The sequence below is a fragment of the Streptomyces exfoliatus genome (assembly GCF_000725545.1).
In the GTDB taxonomy this organism is placed as follows: Bacteria; Actinomycetota; Actinomycetes; order Streptomycetales; family Streptomycetaceae; genus Streptomyces; species Streptomyces exfoliatus.
Genome location: NZ_JNZP01000107.1, coordinates 1 through 318 on the forward strand (window position 1 = coordinate 1; position 318 = coordinate 318).

Annotated in this window: 1 pseudogene; it reads left to right on the forward strand. The window is 67.9% G+C overall.

Going from position 1 to position 318, the window contains the following annotated elements:
* Nucleotides 1-82 precede the first annotated feature (82 nt).
* Nucleotides 83-318: pseudogene (locus IO20_RS0134315) on the forward strand (hypothetical protein); the annotation flags it as partial.

Here is a 318-nt window from a genome sequence, read left to right on the forward strand (position 1 = left end):
GCTGTCCAGCTTCCGCGCGCAGAGGGCTGCCCAGCGCGGTCAGCCCGGATTCGCCGTCCTGCTGGGACGGGACCGCGTCTACTTGCGCTGGCCGGAGTTCGAGGACGGCGAGGTCTTCCTGATGGAGCTCGGGCCGGACGGACGGCGGTTGCGGATGGTCGAGATCGGTCACGACGGCGGTGCGGTCAGGACGAGCGTCGAGGACTGGCCGTTCAACGTGCCGTTCGATCTTCGTGATCCGCAGTACGTGGCCATGGAGATCGGCCCTGATGACTTCGAGGCGGCATGGCAGCGAGCACATCGACCGCCCGAGGGTTG